This window comes from Dyella nitratireducens, from assembly GCF_014642835.1.
In the GTDB taxonomy this organism is placed as follows: domain Bacteria; phylum Pseudomonadota; class Gammaproteobacteria; order Xanthomonadales; family Rhodanobacteraceae; genus Dyella_B; species Dyella_B nitratireducens.
Map to the genome: position 1 here is coordinate 364,265 of NZ_BMJA01000003.1, position 18,292 is coordinate 382,556.

The 18,292-nt window shown below is 58.8% G+C and carries 13 protein-coding genes; all 13 read left to right on the forward strand.

The annotated features are described in order from the left end of the window. Positions 1 to 7 precede the first annotated feature (7 nt). The 13 genes from IEX75_RS17505 (at position 8) to IEX75_RS17565 (ending at position 18,246) form a co-directional block, all read left to right on the forward strand. A complete protein-coding gene (locus IEX75_RS17505) occupies positions 8 to 196 on the forward strand; it encodes a DUF2934 domain-containing protein (protein WP_188796132.1) in 189 nt (62 codons plus the stop codon). Between the two features lie 61 nt (positions 197 to 257). After that, entirely contained in the window at positions 258 to 2,402 is a 2,145-nt protein-coding gene (gene glgX / locus IEX75_RS17510) for a glycogen debranching protein GlgX (protein ID WP_188796134.1), read from the forward strand. Positions 2,403 to 2,946: 544 nt separating this feature from the next. Then, on the forward strand, positions 2,947 to 4,866 hold the full coding sequence (locus IEX75_RS17515) for a hybrid sensor histidine kinase/response regulator (RefSeq protein WP_188796136.1): 1,920 nt from the start codon (positions 2,947 to 2,949) through the stop codon (positions 4,864 to 4,866). Positions 4,867 to 5,574: 708 nt separating this feature from the next. Continuing rightward, the gene (locus IEX75_RS17520; RefSeq protein ID WP_229720931.1) at positions 5,575 to 6,750 is read left to right on the forward strand and encodes an undecaprenyl/decaprenyl-phosphate alpha-N-acetylglucosaminyl 1-phosphate transferase; all 1,176 of its coding nucleotides are present in this window, start codon (positions 5,575 to 5,577) and stop codon (positions 6,748 to 6,750) included. Positions 6,751 to 6,798: 48 nt separating this feature from the next. Further along, positions 6,799 to 7,734, forward strand: a complete 936-nt coding sequence (locus IEX75_RS17525) for a glycosyltransferase family 2 protein (RefSeq protein ID WP_188796138.1) — start codon at positions 6,799 to 6,801, stop codon at positions 7,732 to 7,734. Positions 7,735 to 7,746: 12 nt separating this feature from the next. After that, on the forward strand, positions 7,747 to 8,808 hold the full coding sequence (locus tag IEX75_RS17530) for an EpsG family protein (protein WP_188796140.1): 1,062 nt from the start codon (positions 7,747 to 7,749) through the stop codon (positions 8,806 to 8,808). Beyond that, positions 8,805 to 10,298 carry an asparagine synthase-related protein gene (locus IEX75_RS17535; RefSeq protein ID WP_188796141.1) on the forward strand — a complete coding sequence of 498 codons (1,494 nt, stop codon included), beginning with the start codon at positions 8,805 to 8,807 and terminating at the stop codon, positions 10,296 to 10,298. The genes IEX75_RS17530 and IEX75_RS17535 overlap by 4 nt, the downstream gene beginning before the upstream one ends. Before the next feature lie 94 nt (positions 10,299 to 10,392). Further along, positions 10,393 to 11,892 carry an asparagine synthase-related protein gene (locus IEX75_RS17540; RefSeq protein WP_188796143.1) on the forward strand — a complete coding sequence of 500 codons (1,500 nt, stop codon included), beginning with the start codon at positions 10,393 to 10,395 and terminating at the stop codon, positions 11,890 to 11,892. Continuing rightward, the gene (locus IEX75_RS17545) at positions 11,889 to 13,028 is read left to right on the forward strand and encodes a right-handed parallel beta-helix repeat-containing protein (protein WP_188796144.1); all 1,140 of its coding nucleotides are present in this window, start codon (positions 11,889 to 11,891) and stop codon (positions 13,026 to 13,028) included. The genes IEX75_RS17540 and IEX75_RS17545 overlap by 4 nt, the downstream gene beginning before the upstream one ends. A gap of 241 nt (positions 13,029 to 13,269) precedes the next feature. After that, complete coding sequence (locus IEX75_RS17550; protein WP_188796146.1) at positions 13,270 to 14,196, forward strand: glycosyltransferase family 2 protein; 927 nt, start codon at positions 13,270 to 13,272, stop codon at positions 14,194 to 14,196. A 151-nt stretch (positions 14,197 to 14,347) separates the two neighbouring features. Continuing rightward, positions 14,348 to 15,517, forward strand: coding sequence for a glycosyltransferase family 4 protein (locus IEX75_RS17555; RefSeq protein ID WP_188796148.1), 1,170 nt, complete (start codon positions 14,348 to 14,350; stop codon positions 15,515 to 15,517). A 518-nt stretch (positions 15,518 to 16,035) separates the two neighbouring features. After that, positions 16,036 to 17,010: a UDP-glucose 4-epimerase GalE gene (galE, locus tag IEX75_RS17560; RefSeq protein WP_188796150.1), complete on the forward strand. Its 975-nt coding sequence runs from the start codon at positions 16,036 to 16,038 to the stop codon at positions 17,008 to 17,010. Between the two features lie 63 nt (positions 17,011 to 17,073). Further along, positions 17,074 to 18,246, forward strand: a complete 1,173-nt coding sequence (locus IEX75_RS17565; RefSeq protein ID WP_188796152.1) for a glycosyltransferase family 4 protein — start codon at positions 17,074 to 17,076, stop codon at positions 18,244 to 18,246. Positions 18,247 to 18,292: the final 46 nt, after the last annotated feature.

Here is an 18,292-nt window from a genome sequence, read left to right on the forward strand (position 1 = left end):
CACATTCATGAAAACCCGACGCTCGCTCGCCGAACGGCATGCTCGCATCAGCGAGATCGCTCACAGCATCTGGGAATCGGAAGGACGCCCCGTGGGCCAGGAAACCCGCCATTGGCTGATGGCCGAGAAGCTGGTGCTGGCGGAGGAACGCCATGCATCGCAGCGAGGAGATGAAAAGAAAAAGGAGAAAAAATGAGCGTGAGAAGGCTGCGACGAAACGCACAGGCTGGTCATAGACCATCAAGCAGATGGACGTCATGAGCAAATCCGCGCCTCCACGCCGCATCACGGGGACGACATCCCACAGCAATAGCCTGCGCGAAGGATTGCCTTTTCCGCTTGGCGCCACGTGGGATGGGCTCGGCGTGAACTTTGCGCTGTTCTCCGCGCACGCCACCAAGGTGGAGCTGTGCCTGTTCGACGACGAAGGCAATGAAACCGAGCGCGTTACGCTGCCCGAATACACCGACGAAATCTGGCATGGCTATCTGCCGGATGCGCGTCCGGGACAGCTTTATGGCTATCGCGTGCATGGCCCTTACGAACCCGAAGCCGGCCACCGCTTCAATCCGAACAAGCTGCTGCTCGATCCGTACGCCAAGCAGATCATCGGCGAACTGACCTGGCACGATGCGTTGTTCGGCTACACCATCGGCCATCCCGACGGCGATCTCAGTTTCGACGGACGCGACAGTGCACCTTACATGCCCAAGTCGCGCGTGATCGATCCGGCCTTTACCTGGGGCAACCACTACTGGCCCGGCGTGCCATGGGATCGCGCGATCATCTATGAAGCGCACCTGCGCGGCTACACCATGCTGCACCCGCAAGTACCGGAGCCGCTGCGCGGCACGTTCGCCGGCTTCGCGCATCAACCGGTGGTCGATTACATTCGCTCGCTCGGCGTGACCTCGGTGGAGCTGATGCCGATACATGCCTTCATCGACGACAAGCATTTGCTTGAAGTAGGCCTGCGCAATTACTGGGGCTACAACACCATCGGTTTCTTCGCGCCGCATCCGCGTTACATGGCCACCTCTGCCATAGCGGAGTTCAAGGAAATGGTGGCGCATCTGCACGATGCCGGGCTGGAGGTGATCCTTGACGTGGTTTACAACCACACTGCCGAAGGCAATCACCTGGGTCCCACGCTATCGCTGCGCGGCATCGACAATGCCACCTATTACCGCCTTGCCGACGAACGCCGCTACTACATCAACGACACCGGCACCGGCAACACGCTCAATCTCAGCCATCCGCGCGTACTGCAAATGGTGATGGACTCCTTGCGCTACTGGGCCACCGACATGCGCGTGGATGGTTTCCGCTTCGATCTGGCCACCATTCTCGGCCGCGAATCGCATGGCTTCGACCAGGGTGGCGGCTTTCTCGACGCCTGCCGGCAAGATCCCATCCTGGGCCGCGTCAAACTCATCGCCGAGCCCTGGGATATTGGCCCCGGCGGTTACCAGGCTGGCAAGTTCCTGCCTGGCTGGGCCGAATGGAACGACCGATTCCGTGACGCCACACGCGCGTTCTGGCGCGGTGACGAAGGATGGCTGCCCGATTTCGCCACACGTCTCACCGGCTCGGCCGATCTGTTCGACCAGCGTGGACGCCGGCCCAACGCGTCGATCAACTTCGTCACCGCACACGATGGCTTCACGCTCAACGACCTGGTCAGCTACAACACCAAGCACAACGAAGCCAATCGTGAAAACAACCGCGATGGCACCGACAACAACCTGAGCTGGAACCACGGCGAAGAAGGTTATACCGACAACCCTGATATTCGCGCCCTGCGTCAACGCCAGATGCGCAACATGCTTGCAACCCTGCTGCTTTCGCAGGGTACCCCGATGCTCCTGGCAGGTGACGAATTCGCGCGTACCCAAGGCGGCAACAACAATGCCTATTGCCAGGACAACAACGTCACGTGGCTCGACTGGCCCGCAGCTGGCGAGCAACGTGCGCTTACCGATTTCGTGCGTCGGCTCACCCGCTTGCGCCGCGACTATCCCCTGCTGCGGCGCAGCCGCTTTCTACAAGGTCTGGTCGATGAGGAATTCGGCATTCGCGACGTCACGTGGCTGACGCAGCATGGACGTGAATTCACCGAAGCACAGTGGCACAACCCCGACGAGCGTTGCCTGGCCATGTTGCTCGACGGACGCGCCAAGCCCACGGGCATCAAGCGGCCGGGCGCCGACACCACGCTGTTGCTATTGATCAACGGTCACTTCGAAGATGTGGATTTCGTGCTGCCCAACGATGCCGGCAAGCAGGAATGGCGCTTGTTGATCAACACGGCGGGCGATCCGCCGGTCATCCATGCAGAGCATGCAACCGTGCCAGCAAGGTCACTGGCCTTGTATCGGGCTAGAGCAGCAAAGACGCGATAAAGGCCGGCATACAGATCACCGCCGCGTTGCTCCCTTAGGCGCTTTCATCCTATCGATCCATCATTCGATCAGTCATGTGATGGGAGTGCCGATGTGCCATCGCTCTCATGGTGCTTTCACATCGAGACGACAGACTCGCGACAGCGACGTAAAGATATATACATAGCCATATTCCGCAATATGTATAAATCTCATTATTTTATCGCACGCGAATGCAAAGGGTTCACAACCCCATCACAGTATTCCGATCATCTTAAACGGACCCAACGGTGAGGGGCTTGTGGCAGCAAGGATGTTGCCGTTGTCATGGCGTAGTTTCTACGGCAAGGCAGGAGCAAGACCGTTGCGCTTGGAAGCTGACGCGTTGACACGGTGTGTTTATTACACCAACCGGACGTCATGTGTGGTTGAAGGGCAGGAATAAATCGGCTGCCGGTCATGTATGAGCATGGTGTCATTCGCTGACGCAAAGCATAGGCGCAGTGTCTGGTGAAACGGCTGACGCTGCATTACCCATTCAGCGTCACGTGTCTAAAGCCAAATCATGGAAACTGCCTCGCACCGCGCGCTGTCTCGTCTTGCCCAAACCGATCTCACGCTTCTTATTCTGGATATTCACGGCCATATCATTGCCTGCCATCATGGGCATCTGCTGTTTGGTGAGCAGCAGACGCGTGAACTGCTAGGCAAGCACTACACCAGCATCTATCCGGCCCCAGACAGCGCCAACGTACTGGATCTGGCACTCAAAGCGGATCTTTCCGGCGAACAGGCCCGGTTTGAATCCTGGATGCTCGGCAAACACAACCGCCGCATTCGTCTGGAAATATCCGTGCATGTACTGAAGAAGCATGATGAGCATGCACATGGCTACGCCATGATTTTGCGCGACATGCACTTGAATCGGCTCACCCACGATCGCCTGCGCGAATCCGAGCGCCGCCTTCGCCTGTTCATGCAGGGCGCGCCCGAGCACGCGATCTGCATGCTGGATCCGCATGGCAGCGTGATCGACTGGAATCTAGGCATGCGGCGCATCACGGGTTTTTCGGCTGAGGGTATCGTGGGTCACCCGTTCTCGGCCTTCTTCCCGGAAGCAGCGCTTTCCACGCAATTACTGCGATCGGCAGCTTCCGGCAGTCACATCAAGGCCGAGTGCGAACTGATGCATGCAAGCGGCTTGCGTTTTCCAGCGGAAGTGGAGATGCAGCCGGTTCATGAAGGCGATGGCTCCCTGATCGGATTCGCAGTACTCATCCACGACTGCACCCAGCAGAAACTCATGGAGCACCGTCTTCAAGAAGCCCGCAGCCAGCTCGTACACGCCCAGAAAATAGAGGCCATCGGCCGCCTTACCGGTGGTATCACGCACGATTTCAACAATGCCTTGCAAGGCATCATCAGCTCGCTGGAGCTGGGATCGCTCAGCCTTGACCAGGGTGGCATCGTACAGGCCAGGCACCACATGATGGCGTCCCTGCATACCGCCATGCACGCTGGCCGGCTTACCCAGCGGCTGCTCTCGTTGTTACGCCGGCACAACTCGCCCAGCCATCTCATCAGCGTCAGTAAAGTGCTGCAATCGATGCGCGAGCTGCTCGGCCGCACCCTGGGTGACGACATCACACTTGACGTTTCGCATTCGGATGAGCTCCCTCTGCTGGTGTGTGACAGCGATCAATTGGAAAGCGCCCTGGTCAATCTCGCCGTCAACTCGCGGGATGCGATGGGCGGCCACGGGCATATGCGCATAACCTGCCGCCCATGCACGCAGGACGACAGTGACGTTCGCGTAGCGTTTGGCCCCGCCCATAGCACGTATATCGAGATCGCCGTGGCCGACGATGGTCCAGGCATGAGCGAAGACGTCCTTCAACGTGCTTTCGAGCCCTTCTTCACCACGAAACCGGAAGGATATGGCACGGGTCTCGGCCTTTCGATGGTTTACGATTTCGTTGCGCAATACAACGGCGCGGTGGATATCCGAAGCAGTCCCGGCGCTGGCACCTGCGTCTTGCTCTACTTGCCTTGCGATAGCGCGGCAAGCACGGAAACCATGCCGCTGAAAAACGCCAGCCCGGCCCCTGATCTGCATGGCTTTCACATTCTGGTAGCGGAAGACAACGAAACCATTCGCCACTCCATCGCGACACGCTTGCGCCAGCTAGGCAACGAAGTCGTGGAGGCAGCCTCCGGCCATGAGGCACTGTCACTGCTTGCCGGTGGCGCCTCGTGGGATCTTCTTCTGTCGGACATCGATCTGCCGGCCATCGATGGCCATGAGTTGTGCTGCCAGGCACGAAAACAGTTGCCCGAGCTCCGCGTGATATTGATGACCGGTTATGCAGATTCGGAATGGCTGGAAGACAACGCCCTGGGCGATGCAACGGAAGCCTTGATCAAGCCGTTCGACATGGGAGACCTTCTGACGAAGGCGCAATCGCTGCTGCAGCCGGCGGACTGAACCATACCAGTGCCATCCCTCCTCCATAGGGTTTGTGAAATCGGGGTGCTTAAAAAATGGAACGATTGCGTTGCCATTCCCGTAAATGAAAGAGTCAGGTGTCTTGCTCCTAAAGTAACGCGACTGGCTTGTCGCTCGCCGTCGAGGCGCCGATTCCTTCACGAACTTCTCCGAGTTCTTCACAAAACATCCTGCGGCAAGGATGAGTTGGAACGCGCAAAACGCTGCACATGCCAGCAAATCGATAACGCTATAAAACGCTGCATTTTTGCTGCAAAACACGAAAAAACATGACCGATATTTGACACCCACCGAGATCGAACGACGACACGACCATCACGCTTATCGTCATTCATGAATGTGCATGAATCCAATACATTCCATGTCGCATTACACACACAACGCACACGTGGCCATAGCGACAATCACGCCGACGAATCGAAGTGAGCACGTCCTTTTATGTATTCAAGCACGCCTATTTTGTTATGGAAACGGGAAACGCCATCAATCCATGACGCTCTATCCAGCGACTGGCTCTCATCGCCATCTCGCTCCGCAAAAATCGCAAAAATCATTCGCCCTGAAGAGTTCACCTCAACGTTGCATCCATCCATAAACTCATAAGTCACCGCGCTTCAACTGGCTCATCGCGAAGAATTCAAGGGGCTTCGCGCCACATTTGGAAATAATCTGTAGTTGGGAGAACCGATGAGTTACCGCGCGCTTATTTCATGCGTCATCGCCATGCTTTCTTCTGCAGTCGCCTTGATCTTCCTCTACCACCGCGCCGAATCGATCGGATTGGTAGACAAACCGAGCGACCGGAAGAAACACGTGGGCAACATTCCCCTTATAGGCGGTCTCTCCGCACTGTTCGGCGTCATCGCCGGCATGTGTTTCGAAGGTGAGTCCCTGTTATTTACCAACGCGCTGCTTGGCACTGGCGCTGTACTTGCGCTGACCGGTGCACTGGACGACCGTTTCGACCTGAGTGTGCGCAGCCGCTTACTGGTGCAGGCGGCGGCCGTCATCACGATGGTGTATTGCACGCACACCTATATACACACGCTTGGCCATCTGTTTGGCTACAACCTGGAACTCGGTGAGTTCGGCATTCCGCTGACATTGCTCGCCGTGATAGGCCTGCTCAACGCTTTCAACATGATGGATGGCATCGATGGCTTGGCCGGTATGTTGACGCTGGTCAGCATTGGCGCCATCAGCGTATTCCAGGGCGTTTCGCAATGGCACAGCATCATCCTGTTGCTGTTGCTTGCAGCGGCGTTGCTGCCCGACCTGGCCGCCAATCTTGACCTGATCGGACGCAAGGTATTTCTGGGTGACGCCGGCAGCATGATGATCGGCTATTTCCTGGCGTGGACGCTCATCCAGCTCAGCCAGCAGCCGCAGCCGCACCTGTCGACCGTCGACGTGCTGTGGTGCGTCGCGCTGCCGGTGCTTGACACCTTGCAAGTCATGCTCCGGCGCATGCGCGAGGGCAAATCGCCCTTCAAGCCCGACCGCGGCCACATCCACCACGTCATGATGAATGCCGGTTTCAGTGCACACACCACGCTGGTGCTGCTGGTGGGATTGGCGATGGCGCTGGTGTACGTGGGTACGCTGACGCGCCATCTCACACCAGGCAGCAATCTGCTGGCCTTTACTTCCGTCGCGGCAATCTATGTTGTCTTGCTGGGCAGGATCTACCGTGTACAGCAGGCCAGCAAGGCCATGGTCGCCACCGCTGCCGCGCGGACGATCGGTACACAAAGGCTGTCGCTCGCCACGCCGCTCCAGCCCACCACCGTGGGGCCTTATCAGGAGCATGAAAACGAAACCCATCAGGAAAACGTGGACTCGTCGGAGCAGCAGCAGGCTTGAAGCCATGGTCGCAACCACCACCCGCACCGCCATCATCGATGGGAAAACATGCAACTGGTTACCACGGATCGAGCAGGCACGACACTCAGAACTTCGCAGCTATCAGCCGTCGAGGTGGCAGGCTTTGATGGCATCGGGGACAGCTCAGTCATTCCCGATGCCGCTCCGGTAAGCGCGATCATTCCTTGCTATCGCTGTGCACACACCATTGGCCAGGCGGTAGCTTCGATCGCGGCGCAGGTAACACGCCCTGCCGAAGTATTGCTGGTCGACGATGGCAGCGGCGACGGCACGCTGCAGCAACTGGAGGAGATTGCGCGGAGCTACCCTTGCGGCTGGATCAAGGTGATCGCGCTGTCGCGCAATGCCGGCCCGTCTGCCGCACGCAATCACGGCTGGGACCGTGCCCGGCAACGATGGATCGCATTTCTCGACGCCGACGACACCTGGCATCCGGAAAAGCTGAAGCTGCAGATGAACGCGCTGGAGAAAGACCCGGCCATCGCGCTGATTGCGCACGCCATGAACGTGCAGTCTCGTTCCGCGCAAGCACCTGCATTGCGGCATCCCGTGCGGGTGCGGGTGCTCGCACGCCATCTTCTGATGCTGCGCCATCCGTTTCCGACCGCATCGATCGTACTGCGCCGTGACCTGCCCTTCCGCTTTGACGAAACGCGCATGCGCGCAGAAGACTTCATGCTGTGGGCACAGATTCTGTTGTCCGGCTATCGCTGCGCGACGATCAACCAGGTGCTGGCTTCCTACCATAAGCGCCCCTTTGGCGTCGGCGGACTCAGTGGTGATCTGGAAGCGATGTACACGGCCGCCAACGACGTTCGCCGCAGTTTGTACGAGCAGGGTTTGCTGGGCTGGTGGCAATGGCAAGTGCTCGAAGCGATGGCGTCGGTGCGCCACCTGCGGCGGCGCGTACTCACCTCCACCCGCCATCAGCAAGGCGCGCTACCCAACCAGCATGGCGCTTGAGCATTGAAAACCATGACAACCTCTACAGCACCCTACGTCGGATACTCCCGCTCATCCAACATCTCCACCAATGCGCGGCTGATGTTGACCTTGATGCTGCTGGTACCCGTGTTTCTATTTGCCGATGTACTGGTGGGGATCCGCGGCATTGATGTCGGCACCGACACCTATGTTTATGCGATGGTCTTCCACGAATTGGGCAGCAGCGCTTCGGCGGTTACGCGCTTCGAGCCTGGCTTTGAACTGGTCACGTACCTGGTAAGCGCGCTCGGCGTGAGCTTGCAGGTATATCAATGTGTGCTGTTCGGCCTGCTGCTGCTGATGGTGGTGCTGGCATCACGCCGCTATTTCGACTACCTGGGCGGCTCGCACGGCTATATGACTTATCTCTGCGCAGGCTTGATGTTCCTGTTCCTGTCGCCGATGTTCGTGAATGCCTCCATCAATGCCGTCCGACAAGGCCTGGCGTCGCTGCCGGTGTTCGCCGCCCTGTTGTGTTTTCATCAGCGCCAATGGCGCGCCTTCTTTATTTATGGCGCCATCGCCACCAGCTTCCACTATTCGTCGCTGCTTTATCTGGCTTTTGCACCGTTGCTGCTTATCAACCTCAAGTACCTGCGGATCGCAGCCGTGCTTGGCTTCATTGCGTACTGCACCGGCCTCACCATGATCGTGGTGCGCGCGGCCGCTCCCTTTATCTACGATGCCGTCATGGATTACAGCCTTGGCGCCAAATACAAATCGGGCGTACGCCTCGATTTCGCCGCGTTTTCGATCTTCTGGTACGCACTCCCGTTCGTGGTGTCAGGCCTGGTGCGCAAGCCTTTCAGCACGCGCATCAAGGACAGCACGGCCGTCTATCTGGTCATGCTGCTCCCCTTCTTCTTGATTGGCTGGGGCAATTTCTCCAACCGCTTTCTGCTTTCTGCCTATATGGCGATATCACTGATGGTCGCCGCCATCTTCTTTCATAGCCGTCTATCGATGCTTCGCAATCCTATTCTGCTACGCGTCGGACTGATCGTGTCCTGCGCCGTTTTCTATTACTACGTATCCAATCAGGTACTCGTATGAATGCATCGCTGCGAAAATATCCGGACATACCTCCCACGATGGGCCGCGGTATCCAGATCAACACGTCGCCCAACGATGCCGTATGGGACTTCTCGCCACTTGCCGGCCACGCCCGGGATCTTGCATCGATCGATCTGGTGTCGATCGCCGACATTCTCCGCAATGGCTTCGTGTACGAGCCGCACACCATCTATAAAGACGTAAAAATCGCCGCGACCGGTTTCGATCCGTCACACGACATGTTCGACAATCCGCGCTTCCACTACCTTTTCCAACCCGTTTTGGCAGCGGCGCGCCCACCGGTCGATGCGGTTCATGGCGATAAGTTGCTGGAGACTTACCACAGCCTGCTATGCGATGCCGTCACGCGCACTACGGCAGGCATGCGTGCGCCGTGGCTGCTGCAAAGCGGCGGCAAGGACTCCACCTCGATGGCGATTGCGGTGGCCGATGTGCGCCCGGACACCACCTGCATCACGTATCTGGGTGGCAAGGAGGAGAACGAGGTGGCCTCGGCGCGTTTCGTCGCACGCAAGCTGGGTTTGCGCCATGAAGCCCTCGTATGCGATCCGGGCCGCGCCTACGATCGCTACCTGGCCATGCTGCCGCGCATGCCTCTGCTCACGGCGGATTTCGCAACCTTGTCGTACGTGGACCTGGCTACCGAAATCAGTCTCCAACAGGGAGACGGGATGATCGACGCTTTGGGATCGGACCAATACTTTGGCGTCCCGCTGCATCGACAAGACCGCATACTTGCCCTGCTTGCCCGCAGCCTGCACGTACCGCAGCAAGTGTTCCAGTCGCGCCTGGTCAGCCGAAACTTCAAACTCTGCGTCGCCCTCGCCACGTTGGAGATGAATGAGTTCGAACGCTATTTCCCTGGTTCGCGCTTCAGCGATACGGAAGTCGATGCCTTGCTGGGCCAGCCGCTTGCGTCACTGTCTCGCCAGCGGGTGGAAGTCTTCCAGCCTGATCTCGATGCCGCGGGTTCCGCCGAAGCCGTGCGCCGTCTTTCGCTGGTCATCGGCGAATCCGCCCACCTGGCAAAGGGCATGTATTCGGCCACGGCGAAGTCGCTGCGGCTCGCTTATCCGTATGCCGATCCGCAGTTCCGCGACTGGGTTTTCAAGGACGTTCCCGATGAACTGCTGATCGGTCCGGGCGGTGTGAACAAGGTGCTGATGCGCCAGTACATCGACCGCTATTTCCACAACTTGCCGTACGTCAAGGCCAAAGGCTGTTTCCGCTTCGATCTGCGCGGCCTGGCGCAGCAACGCTTCGAACAGATCTACGATGTCGCACAGCAGATGCAGGCGCTTCTGCCCGGCGTGCCGCGTTGGCTGGAAACCCATCGCGATCGCCTGGACAACAAGTTCTTCGCATCCAAGTTCTATCTGCTCGCCATGCTTCTGCCGTGGCTGCAGAGCCGCACGCGGCGCGCATCCGCCGTCGATACACCCCATGGCGCAGAGGCCTTTGCGCCATGAGGCAGCAACATGCCAAGCCTTTGGGCAAAGCCACTTGGGACGCTGGCGGGTTCCGGGCAAACATCCGTCTGCACATCACGTTTCCGGTGACCTCATGACTTCCAGCATCACTTCGCAAAAGCGGCCGCATGCTTCGAGCCGCGCGCGAATCCAGGTCAATGCCTCGCCCTATCAGAGCGCGGTGGATTTCTCACCTCTTGACGAGCTTGAACACGGCAACGCATCGCTGGATCTGGTGTCGATCGCCGATCTGTTGCGAAACAGCTTCGTGTACCCGCCCCACTCTATCTACCGGAATGTGAAAGTCGCCTTTTCAGGATTCGATCCATCGAAAGACCTGCACGATCATCCGAGTTTCCATTTTCCATTCGGCTCCACACGCACCAAGTTGCACGCGCCATCCAATGACGCATATAGTGCATCGCTGACGCAAACGTATCACCGCTTGCTATGCGATGCGGTGAAACGCTCCCTCTCCGACATGCGCGCGCCGTGGCTGCTGCAAAGCGGCGGCAAGGATTCCACCTCGATGGCCATCGCCATCGCCGAAACGCGTCCCGATACCACCTGCCTTACGTATCTCGGCGGCACGGAAGAAAACGAAGTGGAATCGGCACGTTCCATCGCCAAGAAACTGGGCTTGCGGCATGAAGTGCTGATGTGCGATCCCGGCCGTGCCTACGATCGCTATCTGGCCATGCTGCCGCGCATGCCCCTGCTGACTGCCGATTTCGCCACCCTGTCGTATGCCGACCTGGCGACCGAGGTACAGCAGCACGGCGGTGACGGCATGGTCGATGCCCTGGGCTCGGATCACTATTTCGGCTCACCGCTGCACAGCAAGGACCACATGCTGGCGATGCTTTCGCGCAGCCTGCGGCTTCCCTCCAGCGTGTTCCACCTCCCTCTGATCAAGAACAACTTCAAACTCTGCTTTGCGCTTGCCACGCTGCAGATGAACAAGTTCGAGCGCTATTTTCCCGGCTCGCGCTTCAGCGACGCGGAGGTGGATGCCTTGTACGGCTGGAATATTTCGGCCAAATCCCGGCAGCGGATGGAAACGTTTCGCGCCGAGATCGCGGCCGCCGATTCGGCCGACGTCGAACGCATCATTGCTTTCACCATCCTCGAATCACCCGCCATGGGCAAGGGTATGTACGTAGCCAAGGCGATGTCACTGCGGGTGGTCTATCCGTACTGCAATGCGCCGCTGCGCGACTGGATTCTCCATCAGGTACCCGACGATCAGGTGGTTGGCGCGGGCGGCGTGAACAAGGTGCTGATACGCCGGCACATCGCCGAGCACTTCAACGAACTGCCGTACGTGAGGACCAAGGGCTCGTTTCGCTTCGATCTGCGCGGACTGGCGAGACAACGCTTCAACCAGGTCTACGCCTTCGCGCAGCAGACGCGCGCGATCTTGCCCGGCGTACCGCGCTGGCTGGAAACCCATCGGCATCGGCTCGACAACAAGTATTTCGCTTCCAAGTTCTATCTGCTCGCCGTCACGCTGCCGTGGCTGCTCAGCCGGATGCCTCTTCACACGCCCAACCGGGGCCGTGAAGTGTCTACCGAGACAACGCTGACATCATGATGCATAACATCGCTCTCCCACGCACCAGTACTCTACGCCGCGGCCCCCTACGCATTTCGCTGCTGGCATTGCCTCTTATCGCGCTGTACGCATGGAGTCCTTTCGGCTACGCCAAGACACAGCAGAACACCGGCAGCACCGTGATCAGTGTTCGCGACAAAGGCGCCAAGGGCGATGGCGTCCACGACGATACCGCCGCCTTCCAGTCAGCCATCGACAACCTGCCATCCAGCGGTGGCACCGTCACCGTGCCATCAGGCAACTATGTGATCGATGCGATGCGCGCGATAAACCTGCGTTCCAACATGGTGTTCCAGATGGCCCCGGATGCCACGCTCACTGCCATCGCCAACAGCTCACCGCGCTCGCACGTCATCAAGGTGTGGAACGTCAGCAATGTGACCATCACCGGCGGACGTATCGTCGGGGAACGGGAGGGGCATACGGGCATAGGCGGCGAATGGGGATATGGCATCAATATCGAGTCCTCCCATCACGTTCGTGTCTCCAACATGCACCTCTCCGGTTGCTGGGGCGATGGCATGTGGATCGGCGCTCTCGGCCCCAATGGCCACGCCAAACCCTCGACCGATGTGGTCGTCGACAACATCGTATCCACCGGCAATCGGCGTCAGGGACTTTCCATCGGTCCTGTTGACGGCGTCACCATCACCAACTCCACCTTCAGCAACAGCCATGGCACCAAGCCGGAAGCAGGCATCGACATCGAACCTCAAGAGCAAGGTCCTGCAAGCAACATCACCATCGATCACTGCACCGTCACCGGCAACCACGGCACCGGCATGGAGATTCATGACTACGTCAGCCACGTCACGGTGAAGAACTCCAGTTTCACGGGCAACAACGGCTATGGTTTGCTGACCGTGGACGGCGCCACACAAGTCACCGTCGTCAACAACACGATGACCGACAACGGCCTGGTTGGGCTCGCCATCTTAGGCCGCAGCAACCAGGTTCAGGCCACCAACAATACGTTGGGCAACAACAGCACGCGCTATCCGTTGCAGCAAAATTCCGCACTCGCCAGGTCCAGCAGTTTCATGCAAAGCCGGCAAATGCAGGTGGATACAACCACCCGCGAAATCACCACTTCCGGCAATACGTATTCGCAATAAACCCGTCACGATGCGCATGCGCCGGCACAACGAAACCTGCACGATCCATGCACATCGCAACACGCACTCTTGTTTCACATCTTGCTGACCGTCGGAGTCAAGCGTGCAACCGATACGCGAGACTCTTTTGAAAGTCACAACGTCCTGATGCTGGACAACAAGGCCTGCTTAACACACTAGCAGCACCCATGCAGCATCGACGAGCCGGTCGCGGACAACGCCATCAGGAGCACCGTTGACAATGCATCGAACAAGCCATGCGCAACCCTCGGCATCATCGGCAACCACTGCCGACGGTCGCCGCGAAAACCATGCCGTCCAGGTGGGCGACATAGCGCCGGTGAGCGTGGTGATACCGTGTTACCGCTGTGTGCACACCATCGGACACGCCGTAGCGTCGGTCGCTGCACAGACGGTACGTCCCGCCGAGGTGCTGCTGGTGGAAGATGGCAGCGGCGATGGCACGCTGGAAGAATTGCATCGCGTCGCCGGCATCTATCCGCCCGGTTGGGTGAAAGTGATGGCCATGCCGCGCAACAGTGGGCCATCGGCAGCGCGCAATCGCGGTTGGCAGCATGCCGTTCAACCGTGGGTAGCCTTTCTGGATGCAGACGACAGCTGGCATCCGCAGAAACTCAAACTGCAGATGGAAGCATTGGCCGAGGATACGCAGGCCGTGCTGATCGCTCATGACATGAATGAGCAGACGCGTACCATGCCACCGCCACCGCTGAATTATCCCGTGTCGGCGACGCAGGTAACTGCCTATCGCCTGTTTCTGTTGCGTACTCAATTTCCCACGGCCTCGATCATCTTGCGCCGCGACCTGCCCTTCCGCTTCGACGAAACACGCCGGCTCGCGGAAGATCTTCTTTTGTGGGCGCAGATCCTGCTGTCCGGCCATCGCTGCATACGACTCAATCAGGTACTGGCTTCGTACCACAAGGCACCGTATGGCGCAGGCGGACTCAGCAGAAGTCTGATCGCCATGAACAAGGCGGTCGTGGAAGTACGCAGGGAACTGCACCAGCAGGGGCTGCTCAACTGGTGGCTTTGGCGGCTTGCCGATGCGGTGGGCCTGCTGCGCTACTTGCGCCGCTGGGCGATCACCCTCAGGCGTCGTCGCGATGACGTGATGCTTGCGCAGAGCAACGAAGCATCGTCGTGATCCATGCCGCCATCCCGCACGTCATGCATAGCAAGGCATTCCAGCATTCGATATCCCCCGCACGTTGCAGCTTGCTTCGCCGCGAACAGCTGGCCTTGCCCTATTTCATCCATGACCATCTCACGTAATGAACTAATCACGGATGCACTCCATGAAACTCATCTTCTTCGCCAACACCGACTGGTATCTCTATAACTTCTGCGTTTCCACCGCGGTGCGGTTGCGCAAGGACGGACATGAGGTCGTCATGCTCTCTCCGCCCGGCCCGTTCGGCGACCGTTTCGCTGCGCATGGATTCCGCTGGATACAGCTGTCGATGGACCGCGCCAGCCTCAACCCGCTGCGTGAAGCGGCGACACTCAGCCGACTGGTCGCCATACTGAGGAAAGAGCAGCCGGACCTGCTGCACAACTACACGATGAAGTGCGTCGTCTATGGCGCGTTGACCGCACGCATTGCGCGCGTTCCGGCTGTCGTCAATGCCGTGGCTGGCATGGGCTATGTCTTTACCAGCGATGCACTCAAAGCTCGCATGTTGCGCCCGCTGGTGAAGACGCTGATGCGCATGACCTTGAACGATCATCGCTCGCTTCTCATTCTGCAAAATCCGGACGATGTCATGGCGTTTACCGATGCCGACCTGATATTGCCGGACCGGATTCGACTCATTCGCGGCACCGGGGTCGACACCATGGTTTTCCAGCCCGCCGTACCCCCGCTCCACCGCGATGGCCGCCTGCGCGTGCTGCTTGCAGCCCGCTTGCTGTGGGAAAAAGGTATCCAGGAGTTTGCCGACGCCGCGGCGCTATTGCGCCAGTGGGGGCACGATGTGGAATGCCTGCTCGCCGGCTCGCCGGATCCTGGCAATCCGCACTCCGTACCACAAGAGCAGGTTCGCCAATGGGTCGATCAAGGCCTTATCCGCTGGCTGGGCCACGTCGACGATATGCCCGGCTTGCTCAATACCGTGCATGTGATGGTGCTGCCGAGCTATTACCGCGAGGGCGTACCGAAATCGTTGCTCGAAGGCGCTGCAAGCGGGCTGGCACTGATCACCACCGATCGGCCGGGCTGCCGCGAAGTGGTGAGCAAGGACGGCGTGGATGGTTTGCACGCGGAAGCGCAGAGTGCGCTGTCCCTGGCCAAGTGCATCGCACGGTTGGATGGCGACCGCGGACTGCTCGAACAACTCAGCGTGCGTGCACGGCAGAAAGTACTGAGGGAATTCGACGAACGCGCGGTGATTCAAAAAACCATCGACGTGTACGGAGAACTGACGGCCCCGTATGCGGACGCTTCGGCGTCGCGCAGCACGTCGTGATGTCGATATTTGCGGTACATAAACGACCGGCATGACCAACCCGGTCGTTTATGCGTTTTCCATCGCCGGGCCTGTCACCCCGGCGCGCTGACTGTTGGGGCATAAACCCCGGCACGGGAGTGTATACGTGCGTGTAAGGGCGGAGTTTGCACTCCAACACTCATCCGGCTTCGCGGCAAACGCCACGCTCAAAGTCGAACGTAGCCATAGCTCGCAACCAAGCGGGAATGATGGCCGCGAACGTAAGCGCGCGTTCATCGCAACGCTCGCTTCTCAGGCATCGCAAGACGCTTCGTATACACACGTGACGAAAAAAGCGCTGTTTGCGCACGCATCGTTTACGTCCACACGACAAGCTGGCGGGCCTAATGAATGCTGTCTTCTGGCTTACTACCCTGCGCAACGGGGAACGAAGCGGAATTTCGCGTCACCTGGACATGCTGTTGATCAGTTAATCACATCGTCGCTGCAGGCATCCGGGGCGGCGTTTTTTCTGGCTTCAACCTAGGAATCAACGGATGAAGGTTCTCGTTTGCGGCGGGGCTGGCTACATCGGTTCGCACATGGTGCGATGCTTGCTTGCCCATCATCACGAACCCGTCGTGTACGACAACTTGTCGACCGGGCACCGCGAAGCGGTTGCCGACGTACCGCTGATTGTCGGCGACATTCGCGATTCTGAAACGCTGCGCACGGTCTTTGACCAACATTGCTTCGATGCGGCGATCCATCTTTGCGCGCATTCGCTGGTTGGCGAATCGATGAACAAACCGTATGAGTACTACCAGAACAACGTTTTCGGAACGCTGTGCCTATTGGAAGCGATGCACGAAGCCGATGTCACCAAGCTGGTTTTCTCGTCCACGGCCGCTGTCTTCGGCCACCCGCTCGCCCCGCTTATTGATGAAGAACATGCCGCTCGCCCGATCAATCCCTACGGAGCCAGCAAATGGATGGTGGAACGCATATTGGCTGACGCTGCACCCGCGTACGGCTTACGTTCGGTGTCGCTGCGCTACTTCAATGCCGCCGGCGCCGATCCATCCGGTGAAATCGGCGAATCGCATCACCCGGAGACACATTTGATTCCCAACATCTTGCGCTCAGCCTTGGGAAAAGGCTCGGCGCTGAAGATTTTTGGTGACGATTATCCGACGAAAGACGGTACTTGCGTGCGCGATTACATCCACGTGAATGATTTGGCCGAAGCCCACCTGCGCGCCATCCGCTTCCTGGACCAGCATGACGGTGCGCATTGCTTCAACCTGGGGAGCAGCAGCGGGTTCACCGTGCTGGAGATCATTGAAGCTGCCAGACGTGTCACGGGCATGGATATCAGCTTCGAGCGCGCATCTCGCCGCGCGGGCGATCCGCCGGTGCTTGTGGCATCCAACGTCAAAGCTCGAGTGCAACTGGGCTGGAGGCCAGCCATCACGAATATCGACGACATTGTGAGAAGCGCCTGGCTTTGGCATAGCCAAGCGCGCTATTGACCGCGTTTTAAAGCGGTATACGGCCAGGAAGGTGAAAACAATATCCATAACAGACGCCATCCAATGAAATTTATCTTTTTCGCGAACACTACCTGGTATCTCTACAACTTCCGGCTCGCCACCGCCTTGCGTCTGCTCGCCGACGGGCACGAAGTCGTCATGCTTTCCCCGTCGGGGAAATTCGGCAAGCGCCTCGTTGAACACGGATGCCGCTGGATCCCTTTGAACATGGACCGCGCCAGCCTCAATCCATTGCGCGAAGTGGCCACCCTGTCCCGCCTGGTCGGCGTGTTCCGGCGGGAGCGTCCCGACATCGTGCACGGTTTCACGTTGAAATGCGCGATTTATGGTTCCATCGCCGCCCGCATTGCACGTGTTCCGGGTGTGATCAGCGCGGTATCCGGCATGGGTTACGTCTTCACCAGCGATGCACTCAAGGCGCGCATGCTGCGCCCTCTCGTCAAGGGCCTTCTGCGGCTCACTTTGAACGGTGAACGTTCATTGCTGATACTGCAGAACCATGACGATGCAATGGCATTTTCAAAGGCCGGCCTGATATCACCGGAAAAAATCCGCGTCATCCTCGGCTCGGGTGTCAATACCTTCCGCTTTCATCCCTCCAATCGCACCACCCATCGCCATGAACGCCTGCGAGTACTGCTTGCAGCACGCTTGCTGGAGGAAAAGGGCGTGCGTGAATTCATCGAGGCGGCTGCGATACTTCGCCAGCAGGAACGCAATATCGAATTTCTACTGGCTGGTTCGCCAGATCCTGGCAATCCGCATTCGATCTCCCGCGCCGAACTGCGGCGGTGGACGGAGGCCGGCCTGGTGAACTGCCTGGGGCACGTCCACGATATGCCTGCATTGCTCGGCAGCGTGCACGTGCTGGCCTTGCCCAGCTATTACCGTGAAGGGGTGCCCAAATCATTGATCGAAGGCGCCGCCACCGGCTTGGCGCTGATCACCACCAATCGGCCTGGCTGCCGCGAAGTGGTGACGCAACATGGCGTGGATGGTTTATGGGTCGAACCGCGCAACGCTGAAGATCTTGCGGCGTGCATTGCACAACTGGACGACGATCGTGAATGGCTTTCAGAGCTTGGCGACCGCGCACGCGAACAGGCATTGAAGAAGTTCGACGAGCGTTTTGTGATCCAACAGACACTCGATGTCTATGCCGAATTGCTTCGCCCTGATGGCAGCCCTGTGGAAGAAGCACGGCTGGTACCGTGATGATTTTCCTGCCATCTCTACACTATCTGCACTATTCCATGGCACT